Origin of the sequence: Yersinia sp. 2466 StPb PI (genome assembly GCF_041538325.1) — a bacterium.
In the GTDB taxonomy this organism is placed as follows: Bacteria; Pseudomonadota; Gammaproteobacteria; order Enterobacterales; family Enterobacteriaceae; genus Yersinia; species Yersinia enterocolitica_E.
This window is the reverse complement of the sequence record NZ_JAULSL010000001.1, coordinates 1688678-1699606: the sequence shown is the minus strand read 5'-3', so window position 1 is coordinate 1699606 and position 10929 is coordinate 1688678. Positions and strand designations below refer to the sequence as shown.

The window sequence follows — 10929 nt, the reverse complement described above, 5'->3', positions numbered from 1 at the left end:
TCAGGTAGAAGGGTTTGGCACTGCTTGGTTCAACACGGTATTCGGTAAATAGATATTAGTTTTATTCGAAGCAAATAAATGAGTTAATCCATCCCATCTTCATCTTCGATACTTTTTACTGATATTCCTAACCGCTGCATCCGTGATAACAAGGTGGTGCGTTTTAGCCCTAACTTAATGGCGGCCCCTTTGGGGCCTGCAACCACGCCATTGGTTTCACGTAATACCCGAACAATTCGCGCGCGCTCAGACTCTGAAGATTCAGGCTCTTCACTTTCGGGTAATAAGGTTTTATGCACAACCCTCTCTGCCACGGGTTTAGTAACCTCTAGCGGCGACAAATGATATTCCAGCTCTTGTAACTGCAAATTCAGCGTAGTGCCACGGCTAAGGATGACCGCCCGCTCAATAACATTTTCCAATTCACGAATATTGCCCGGCCACGGTAAACGGCTGAGCAAACGTAATGTTTCACCAGGAATTGTGTCGATAGTGCGATTCATCCGTTTGGCTATTTTTTGAGTAAAGAATTTTACCAGCAACGGAATATCTTCCGGCCGCTCACGCAGCGGAGGGATCACAATCGGAAAAACATTAAGCCGATAATAGAGGTCACTGCGATATTCGCGATTCACCATCATCAATTTTAAATCACGATTGGTCGCAGCAATTAGGCGAACATCCACCGGAATAATTTTACTGCCGCCAAGGCGTTCTATTTCCCGCTCTTGCAATACACGTAATAATTTAGGCTGTAGTTCCAGAGGAATATCGCCCACTTCATCAAGAAATAGTGTACCGCCGTCAGCCATTTCAAACCGGCCAATACGCTGTGATGATGCACCGGTATAAGCCCCCTTCTCATGACCGAACAGATCACTTTCCATCAAACCCGATGGAATGGCTGCACAGTTCATTTTCACCATGCGTTTATTCTTGCGGGTACTCAAATTATGAATAGCCCGGGCAATCAGCTCTTTGCCGGTGCCGGTTTCCCCCAGGATCAATACGGTACAATCACTGGAAGCCACCATCTCAACTTGTTCCAGTACTGCTTTAATCCCTGCACTATTACCTATTATCTCGCCAAACTCTTCATTATGAATAATCTGGTCCGTTAGATAGAGATTTTCATTTACCAACGAATCTTTTAGGCGGGTAATTTCGTTGTAGGCCAGCGCGTTATCAACCGCAATGGCAATACGCGCTGCAATTTGGCGCAACAGTTTTACATTGCTATCAGTGAAAATATCACTCTGACATTGTGCCAGTTTCAAAACACCTAACATTTTGTGACCGAAAAAAAGCGGCAACAGGCAAACAACTTGTAACCCTTCATCCAGCATATTTGCCAGTTGCTTATCATCCGGTGCTAAAAGAGAGATATCAGCCAAATTAACCAACAATAACGCTTTGCTCTGTAAAACCTGCCCAGCCAAAGTGCCGGTAATATCCCCCCATGCCTGCTGATACTGTACGGCCTTACCACTCTGGTAGCGGGTAGAGAATACATTTAACTTATTTTTATCCTTATGGGTACCGCACAGCGCTAAGCTAATGTAATCAATATTAAAAAATCGATGTATCTCTTTTGAAACCTCTGCCGCTAATACATCCAATTCCAGCTTAGAAATAACCGTATTGGTCACATCCACTAAAATCCGATAATGGTCGCGCTCAAAGCGCAGTTTTTCACGCTCAGAAAATGCCCGATTAATCTCAGCAATATTATCAACGGCAATTGCCACTACATCTGCCAGTAACCCCAGAAAAGTAACTGCTTGTTCATCAAACTCACTGTCATCAGTTTTAATAAATTCAATACAGCCTGACCAATGATTGTCATGGCCCAAGGGAAAATGGCAGCCAGAGTGCAATTCCTGATAGGGAATCAAATCACAAACAGCAGAAAACTCCCTTTGCATACGGCGATGGTCAGTCTGCAAAGGCGTCTGCTGCTGCCAGGCTAAGCCACCGGGGCCTTCGGCAAACAAGATATTTTGCGATCCCTGCACCCTGTTGGTCGCATCGTCATGGGTATAAAGGGTATTTTGGTTATAAAGAGGGTTAAGCAATAATAAATTGACCCGCTGAAAACGCACCACAGAAAAAGAGAGCTTTCTGAGTTCATTCACTAAATCGGTTATATCCCGTAGCAATAATAACTTTTTTGATACCGTGAACAGTGTATCTTGCCAAACTTGAGCCAATGTGGGACGGGGTAGTTTTTTTGCTCTATCCATAAACGTCGTTATTAAGCCCAGAAAAATGATCACTACTTTAAGGTATTAAACTGAACAAATATATATCAACAGCCGATAAGCTTGATCTGGGTTAACAAACTATTTCTCCGCAATTTATCCATCTTACCAATCAGTTGAAATTACGTCTCATTTTCATCGTAAGATAAATAAAAACATTAAGTTACATGTGATACTCACCACATATGGAGTATCAAATCACAACTGGCGCTATATAAATAAATACATATCGAAATAAAAGATACGTATTAATATCTGATTCGAAAAAAAGCAATTTTAGGAAAAATACAAAATGCAACAGTAAAAACCGCTCAATGAATGCCTGGTATGAAAAATGCATTACATTTAGGTCAGGAAAATAATTTATTAATATTTAGTTTTCATTCCCCTACACCGATAAAATAATAAGTAAGGAGTTATCAATGAGCATTGAAAATCCCTTTGATCTGCGGCTTCCGATTGATATGGCAAAACTGGCAGAGCAAGTCGGTATATATAAGGCCACTAAGAATCCGGCCTCCACCTTTTATTTAGCCATGACTGCCGGTGTATTCATCTCTATCGCTTTTGTCTTCTACATTACAGCAACAACCGGCACTGCTGGCGTGGTGGCATTTGGGTTGGCAAAGTTGGTAGGCGGCCTGTGTTTCTCTCTTGGTCTGATTTTAGTGATTATCTGTGGGGCTGATTTATTCACATCCACAGTACTCATTGTGGTGGCTAAAGCCAGTGGCAAAATCAGTTGGCGGCAATTAATCTGTAATTGGGTGAATGTCTATTTCGGTAATCTTATTGGTGCACTGTTCTTTGTGGCATTGATTTGGTTTGCCGGTCAGCATACGGCGGCAAATGGTTTATGGGGCTTGAATGTGTTGCAAACTGCCGAACACAAATTGCATCATACGTTTGTAGAAGCGGTGTGTTTGGGGATTCTGGCTAATCTAATGGTCTGTCTGGCAGTATGGATGAGCTATTCCGGCCATACTTTGACGGATAAAATTGTGGTGATGTTACTGCCTATCGGCATGTTTGTCGCCAGCGGTTTTGAACACAGCATTGCCAATATGTTTTTGATCCCATTAGCTATTGTCATCCGCGATTATGCATCACCGGGGTTCTGGCTATCAATTAATGCTACCCCGGATCAATTTTCTGCGCTGACCCTAAATAACTTTATTATCGATAATCTAATCCCGGTGACTATCGGCAATATTATTGGTGGTGGGTTATTGGTTGGCCTGACCTATTGGATTATTTATCTGCGCAATCCAGCTCATTGAGTCAATAGCGCCATTGATATCGACAAATTTGACGAAATGACATGAATAAAAGTGACACCCATAACAGAACAGCCAGTCGGGTTTACCCCTGACTGGCTGTTACGTTAATTCACAATAACCGATTATTTCTTCTTAGCGTATTTCAGTGAGTCTAATGCGACGGCAAAGATAATGATCGCACCTTTAATAATATACTGCCAATAAGGGTTCACACCGATATAAGTTAATCCGTAGTTAATAACGGTAAAGATAATTACCCCTGTCACTACGCCGATAACGGTACCAACACCACCACTAAAGGACACACCGCCCACCACACAGGCGGCAATCGCATCCAACTCGTACATAAAGCCAAGGTTGTTAGTCGCACTACCGATACGGCCTGCTTCCAACATACCGCCGAAAGCATAGAACACACCGGACAAGGCATAGATCATGATCAAGTTTAGTGGCACATTCACACCAGAAACTTTTGCCGCTTCCGGGTTACCGCCGATGGCAAAAATATTCTTACCAAAACGAGTTTTATTCCACAGCACCCAGACAAAGCCGATAGCAATCAAAGCATAGAAGGTAATATAAGACAGTTTGAAATCACCAAATCGTAAGAACCCTTGAGCAAAGGTTGAGAATGCCGGATCAAAACCTGCAATCGGTGATGCGCCAACGAAATCGTAATACAGGGAGTTAATCCCGTAGACGATAATCATCGTACCTAATGTGGTAATAAATGGAGTCACATTCAGGTAAGCAATGATAATACCGTTGACCAAACCAATAATCGCACCAATCAGACAGACGGTTAAAATAACAATCGGAATCGGCACTGTGTGTAAATCAGGGAAAACTTTATTAACGTTATCCATTGCTTGCAACATGGTCGCCGCAACTACCGCCGCCAAACCTACCTGACGCCCGGCTGACAGGTCGGTCCCTTGGGTAACAATCAGCCCTGCCACACCCAGTGCGATAATAATACGCACCGATGATTGGGTTAGAATGTTACTTAAGTTCATCAGACTTAAAAACGTCGGGTCCTTAACAATAATAATTGCCAGTAATACGAACAACACCACATAAATCCCGCTCTCTTTAAGGTAAGTGAGCATACTTTTCTTATTTAACGCATTCATAATAAGAACCTTCGACTAGATTAGAGATGCAAGGATGCAAGACGTAATATTTCATTTTGCGTGGTTTGCTTAGTATCAACAATTCCCGCAACCTGACCATTACTCATTACTAAAATTCTGTCAGTGATCCCTAGTAGCTCAGGCATTTCAGAGGAGATAATAATAATCCCTTTGTCTTTCTTCGCTAATTCAGTCATTAACTGATAGATTTCAAACTTAGCACCGACATCAATACCTCGAGTCGGCTCATCCAACATTAATATTTCTGGTTGAGTCAGTAGCCAACGGCCAATAATTACTTTCTGCTGGTTACCACCGGATAAAGAGCCAATACTGGTACGGTGACCGGGCGTTTTTACACGCATCGCATCGATAACCCATTGGGTATCGCTCTTCATGCGCGTATTATCCAGCAGCCCAAATTTATTTTTATAGTTACGGATATTAGAGATCAGGGAATTAAAACCCACATCGAGATAAGCGTAAATCCCGGTTGAGCGGCGCTCTTCAGTTACCAGTGCAAACCCATGATTAATGGCTTCATTGGCACTATGGTTATTAATACTTTTGCCATGTAACTTAATGGTCCCGGCCACTTTTTCGCGGATACCAAATAAGGTTTCAACAATATCGGTGCGCTTGGCCCCAACCAAGCCAGCAATCCCCAAAATCTCGCCTTTATGCAAATCAAAGGAGACATCACGGATCGAGGGTTGGCGCAGCGAGGTCAGATTTTTCACTTCCAGAATGACTTCACCCGGCGTGTTCAGGCGATCAGGGAAACGCTGACTCAGTGAGCGCCCCACCATCATTGAGATTATCTGATCCATGGTCAGCCCTTCCAGCGGCTGGGTAGTAATCCACTGACCATCACGCAAAATAGTGATTTCATCACACAGTTGGAATATTTCTTCCATCTTGTGAGAGATATAAACAATGCCGCAGCCACGCTCTTTCAATTTACGAATAATCGTAAATAGATGATTAACCTCTTTCTCAGTTAATGAAGAGGTCGGTTCATCCATAATGACGATTTTGGCGTTATAAGAGAATGCTTTGGCAATCTCGATCATTTGCATTTGAGATACTGATAATGTTGCGACTTTATCGCGGGGATCAATATCAATATCCAATTCATCAAAGATAGCTTTGGTATCTTTGTACATTTTATCTTGATCGACAAAAAAACCTTTGGTTGGGTAACGACCCAGCCACATGTTGTCCATCACTGTACGTTGTAACACCAGGTTTAATTCCTGATGAACCATAGAGACACCGTGCTCTAATGCTTCTTTAGAGCTTTTAAATTCTATTTCTTGCCCCTGAAAGAGAATACTCCCGGAGTCTTTTTTATAGATACCAAACAGACATTTTAATAGCGTTGACTTACCTGCACCATTTTCTCCCATTAATGCATGGATCGAACTTGGCCGCACTTTAAGATTTACGTTATCTAACGCCTTTACACCCGGAAATGATTTATTGATATTACTCATTTCCAGCAACCACTCACGGGGTTGTGCTGTATTAATATCGGCCATAGTTATACCTGGCTAAGAATTGCCACTCACCTGCGAAATAAATACCTTATTCGCCGATAAGTGCATATTCAAAATAAGGATCAATGCAAAAAAACCTTCGGCCCCGGTGCTGGTTACCCAATATCGGGGCCAGAAGGTTAATAATTACTGCTTTACCCTTAGCACTGACACGGCTTTGGGCACCACCTATCACGACAGGCTGTTATTTAGTAAATTCAGCCAGGTTATCTTTATCAACACCTACATACGGAATACGTACGATTTTGTTTTCGATTTTCCAGTTAGTCCCTTCAGCAGCAGGTTTACCGGCAGCCAGATTTTTAACTAAATCGAAAGTTGCTTTAGCTTGATTGTTGGCATCGTTCAATACGGTACCGGCCATTTGGCCTGATTTCACCAGCGCTAACGCTTCTGGCAAGGCATCAACACCAAATACTGGAATACTGGTTTTGTTATGGGCTTTCAAGGCTTCTACTGCACCCATCGCCATCGCATCGTTGTTAGCAATAACCACTTCGATCTTGTTGGCGTTAGGGCCAGATAACCAGGCATCCATTTTATCTTTAGCTTGCGCGGTATCCCACATTGCAGTATCTAACTGCAATTGTTGAGTCGGCAGACCTTTTTCATTCAACGTTTTAATGACATAAGTTGTACGTGCTTCAGCGTCTGGGTGACCCGGTTCGCCTTTCAACAGCACAAATTGGATTTTGCCATCTTTATTCAGATCCCATGCTGGGTTGGCTTTCCAGTGTTTCGCAATCAGCTCACCCTGAATAACACCAGACTCTTTAGAGTCAGTCCCTACATAGTAAGCTTTATCGTAACTATCCAATGCCTTACGTGAAGGTTCTTTGTTATAGAACACGATCGGCACATCGTTGCCGCGTGCTTTATCAATAACAACCGGTGCTGCTGCTGGGTCGACCAGGTTAATGGCTAGCCCTTTCACACCTTTAGCCAGCAATACGTCAATCTGATCGTTTTGCTTGGACTGGTCATTTTGGGAGTCATTCATCAGTAAGGTAACGTCAGGAGATGCTTTAGCATCTTTCTCGATAGCTTTACGGACCACGGACATAAAGTTGTCATCATATTTATAAATAGTGACACCAATACGGGTATCAGCTTGAGCAGCCGCGCCAAACATCATGCTGGCAACCAGGGTCGCTAATGTGAAAACCTTCTTATTCATTTGTATCTCCGGGTTTATGTAGGGTAGTACAGGGTGATAACACCGTCGCCTTAACGTGAGAAAGACCCATCGTTCAAAGCTGCTGACACTGAATATCTATCGTCCTTGAGCGCACTCCACTCCGAGAAAGCCGCCTGAGTCGTCAAAAACCATGCCACTTACAAACTCAACATCTGCGGAACGCGTGTTTGTAAATTACTATTCTAAAACCCGCTACCGTGTGTTTTTTTATCCGGTAACCGATGACATATTGATACATTCAGGTAGAAAACAACTAGAGCATAGACGGGCCGTTGTTAAGAATCTGTGAATTTTCTCACAGATTGAAAACGGTTACACAAGAATAAATACGTAACTAGTGAGCGACCCCACAAATTGCGACAGAATGACGCGGTACCAATGTGGGTTTAAAACAATAAGCCGCGTGCGGGTCTGGCGGATGACTGGCCCCTTCAAGTGCCAGCTCGGTGGCTAAAGTTGCCATAGAAACAATAGGATAACGCACTGTGGTCAATTTGGGGCTGGTATAGCGGGCTATAGGGATATCATCAAAGCCCACCAGCGAAAACTGCTCAGGGACACTGATACCGTTTTCTTTCAACACCGCCAGCGCACCAGCAGCCATTGAGTCGTTATAGGCAAACACCGCACTGAGCTGTAAATTGCGCCCCAGCAAGTCAATCATGGCACGCTCCCCCCCAACCAGATCAGGAGTACCAAATGCTCGCCAACTGTCAGGAGCAGTGATACCGGCGGTCTCAAGCGCATTTAGGTAACCCGTTTGACGCTGGATAACATCATCAATGGGGTGGTTGGAACCGAGAAAACCGATACGTTGGTGCCCTTGTTTAAGCAGTAAACGGCATGCCATTTGCGCACCGCTAACATTGTCTAATCCTACACAACGGTGCTCAAACCCAGGAATAATCCTATTAATCAGAACCATACCTGGAACCTGGTCTAAAAAAGCGATTAACTCACCGTCACTCAATGCCTTAGCGTGAACAACCAATGAATTACAGCGTTGACGCAGTAGCACTTCAATGGCATGACGCTCTTTATCGGCCTGGTGGTAGCTATTACCAATCAACAGATATTTTTGATGTCGTTGGGCTACGGTGTCTACCGCTTTCACCAAGGCACCAAAAAAGGGATCAGAGACATCCATCACCACCACACCGACAGTATCGCTACTTTGTGTTGCCAGTTTTTGTGCATTAGCATTTGGGCGGTAGCCCAGTTCTGACACCGCTTTCAGCACTGCGGCGCGCGTTTCTGGCCGAATAGCAGCGCTGTTATTGAGGACACGGGATACCGTAGCCAGCGAAACGCCAGCCCGCGAGGCCACATCACGAATGGTGATACTATTTCCAGATGAATGCAGAGCAGCCATGACCTTATCCTGTGAATAAGTAACCATGCGCGTGTTGATGTGAACTGGGCATGGCAGGTGGCTTATCCTACCCAGTTTGTTGAATTTGCCACGTGAAATGCGTCACAAGAAAGAAAACGTTTACATACAAATTTGCAACCCGCTCGATCATTTTTACTTTACAGACGCATTCAGGGCTTAGTGTTGCGTGGTTGTAACGATTGACCGCAAGCATAGGCGGTCAATTTTCGCCATAACCACTCGAGTGGCCCTTGGGCAAAGTAATGCAGCCATAGCAGGGAGAATAGGATATTACACAGCCAGACCAGTGGAACAATCGCGAGGAGTTGTAGGCGGTCAAGCTGTTGATATAAGCCGAAGTGATAGAAAATCAACGTACATATCAATGTTTGCAGTAAATAATTACTCAGAGCCATGCGCCCTACCTGTGCCAACCAATGATTGACACGCCAACCGGATATTGTGGGACCGAAGCCATACAGCAGAGCCAGATAGCCCACAGCCTGTAATGGAGCCCCTAACTCACGGGGAACTTGCAACAAAAAACCGCTCCAACGGTAATCCCAGCCCACTGCCCATTGCAGTGCCACCCCCGGTATTTGGATAACTAATGAAAGCGGTATCAAACATGCCGCAAGCAAACGGTAGTGGCGCAAGCTAAAATCACCGCGTAGCCAGCCAGAACGCATTAACCCAGCACCAAATAACATCGAGCCAGCCAGCTCCCAGCCATATTGGGCGCCGATAGCAATCAAATTGGATGACAACAGATCTAACCGATTCTTCCAGGCTTCCATGCCCCCCTGCAACTTCCAAAATTGCTCATATTGCAGATCCGCAGGCCCCGGCTGCCAAAATCGCCCCGGTTCGCCATTAGTGATAAACCCCAGTAACAGCAATACCGCGACACCCACTAAATAAAGCACCGCACCGGTACGCAACAAACTGGCGGCATCTTTGGCATCACGAATCATTCGCCAACACACCAGACCGATCAAACCATAAGCAAATAGAATGTCTCCATCCCAGAAAAAGATACCGTGAATTAATCCCAGTAATAGCAATAAGGAAAGTCGCGCCCGAATCCAGCTCTTGCCGCGTTTAAGTAATAGCTCAAGGCCCGCACCAAACAGAATGGCGAAAATAGATAAGAACTTGGCCTGTGCCACAATATCGAGAATGGCCCAAGTCCAGGCATCGGATAGCGAAGGAAGGCCCAGATAGGCCGGATTAAGATAAGCAGCCTTTGACAGACCGAAGGCGCTGATATTAAGCAGCAGAATGCCAAGGATGGCCAGCCCTCGCGCACTGTCTAACGTTGCGATGCGTTGACGCATACCCGACATCCTGTGTACGGGCACCCACTGGTACCCTCTCTGGAAAAGGCTAATTAGCCGTTGTGACGTTAGCTATTATGACGAACAGCACGCAGGAATTCCTGGCGCGTATTCTGGCTAGATTTGAATAACCCGCCTAATGATGTCGTGGTGGTCGCACTGGTAGCATCACGAATACCGCGCGCTTTAACGCAATAATGCACCGCATCGATAGAAACTGCGACATTATTAGTGCCTAACAGTGTCTGTAGTGCCAACAGGATTTGCTGTGTCAGCCGCTCTTGCACTTGCGGGCGCTGAGCAAAGAACTGCACGATACGGTTGATTTTAGATAAACCAATCACACTGTCTTTGGGAATATAAGCGACAGTGGCTTTACCATCAATAGTGACGAAATGATGTTCGCAGGTACTGGTCAGGGTGATATCTCGTACCGTGACCATTTCATCGACCTTCATTTTATTCTGAATCAGGGTGATTTTGGGGAAATTTTCGTAATCCAGTCCAGAGAAAATCTCATCAACATACATTTTGGCAATACGTCTTGGCGTATCCGCCAGACTATCGTCAGACAAATCAAGATTCAGCAATTGCATGACTTCAGTCATATGCGCTTGAATCTTGGTTTTACGCGTTTGGGCATCTAACTCTTGTTTGCGCAGCGGGGTTTCAAGACCACGGGCCAGCAATGCCTCATGAACCAACTCAGCTTCTTTACTTAGCGATGACATTCTTTTCTCCAGCAGGCGTACACATCCGAACAGTATAAACATGATGTAGATCACGTTC

General features: G+C 44.7%; 8 protein-coding genes. 1 reads left to right on the top strand and 7 read right to left on the bottom strand.

Features of this window, described 5'->3' with window-relative positions; all coding sequences use genetic code 11:
• Positions 1 to 83: 83 nt before the first annotated feature.
• Positions 84 to 2243, bottom strand: coding sequence for a formate hydrogenlyase transcriptional activator FlhA (gene flhA, locus Q2T72_RS07650; protein ID WP_372568903.1), 2160 nt, complete (start codon positions 2241 to 2243; stop codon positions 84 to 86).
• A 440-nt stretch (positions 2244 to 2683) separates the two neighbouring features.
• On the opposite strand from flhA, the gene focA reads away from it, so the two are divergent.
• Positions 2684 to 3541, top strand: coding sequence for a formate transporter FocA (gene focA, locus Q2T72_RS07645; RefSeq protein WP_372568902.1), 858 nt, complete (start codon positions 2684 to 2686; stop codon positions 3539 to 3541).
• 122 nt (positions 3542 to 3663) lie between these two features.
• Here the strand turns inward: focA and mglC are convergent, their stop codons facing one another.
• From mglC to folE, 6 genes are all read right to left on the bottom strand, one after another.
• On the bottom strand, positions 3664 to 4674 hold the full coding sequence (gene mglC / locus Q2T72_RS07640) for a galactose/methyl galactoside ABC transporter permease MglC (protein WP_005187595.1): 1011 nt from the start codon (positions 4672 to 4674) through the stop codon (positions 3664 to 3666).
• Between the two features lie 20 nt (positions 4675 to 4694).
• Positions 4695 to 6215 (bottom strand): galactose/methyl galactoside ABC transporter ATP-binding protein MglA, encoded by a 1521-nt coding sequence (gene mglA / locus Q2T72_RS07635; protein ID WP_372568901.1) that lies wholly within the window; start codon positions 6213 to 6215, stop codon positions 4695 to 4697.
• Positions 6216 to 6417: 202 nt separating this feature from the next.
• Complete coding sequence (gene mglB, locus Q2T72_RS07630; RefSeq protein WP_372558441.1) at positions 6418 to 7410, bottom strand: galactose/glucose ABC transporter substrate-binding protein MglB; 993 nt, start codon at positions 7408 to 7410, stop codon at positions 6418 to 6420.
• 355 nt (positions 7411 to 7765) lie between these two features.
• Complete coding sequence (gene galS / locus Q2T72_RS07625) at positions 7766 to 8803, bottom strand: HTH-type transcriptional regulator GalS (RefSeq protein ID WP_372568900.1); 1038 nt, start codon at positions 8801 to 8803, stop codon at positions 7766 to 7768.
• Between the two features lie 170 nt (positions 8804 to 8973).
• Positions 8974 to 10140, bottom strand: a complete 1167-nt coding sequence (gene yeiB, locus Q2T72_RS07620) for a DUF418 domain-containing protein YeiB (RefSeq protein ID WP_083159389.1) — start codon at positions 10138 to 10140, stop codon at positions 8974 to 8976.
• Between the two features lie 68 nt (positions 10141 to 10208).
• A complete protein-coding gene (gene folE, locus Q2T72_RS07615) occupies positions 10209 to 10871 on the bottom strand; it encodes a GTP cyclohydrolase I FolE (RefSeq protein ID WP_042569448.1) in 663 nt (220 codons plus the stop codon).
• Positions 10872 to 10929: the final 58 nt, after the last annotated feature.

Coding starts and splice junctions, on each gene's coding strand:
- flhA (WP_372568903.1), bottom strand. CDS start 2,243: ATGGATAGAGCAAAAAAACTACCCCGTCCCACATTGGCTCAAGTTTGG.
- focA (WP_372568902.1), top strand. CDS start 2,684: ATGAGCATTGAAAATCCCTTTGATCTGCGGCTTCCGATTGATATGGCA.
- mglC (WP_005187595.1), bottom strand. CDS start 4,674: ATGAATGCGTTAAATAAGAAAAGTATGCTCACTTACCTTAAAGAGAGC.
- mglA (WP_372568901.1), bottom strand. CDS start 6,215: ATGGCCGATATTAATACAGCACAACCCCGTGAGTGGTTGCTGGAAATG.
- mglB (WP_372558441.1), bottom strand. CDS start 7,410: ATGAATAAGAAGGTTTTCACATTAGCGACCCTGGTTGCCAGCATGATG.
- galS (WP_372568900.1), bottom strand. CDS start 8,803: ATGGCTGCTCTGCATTCATCTGGAAATAGTATCACCATTCGTGATGTG.
- yeiB (WP_083159389.1), bottom strand. CDS start 10,140: ATGCGTCAACGCATCGCAACGTTAGACAGTGCGCGAGGGCTGGCCATC.
- folE (WP_042569448.1), bottom strand. CDS start 10,871: ATGTCATCGCTAAGTAAAGAAGCTGAGTTGGTTCATGAGGCATTGCTG.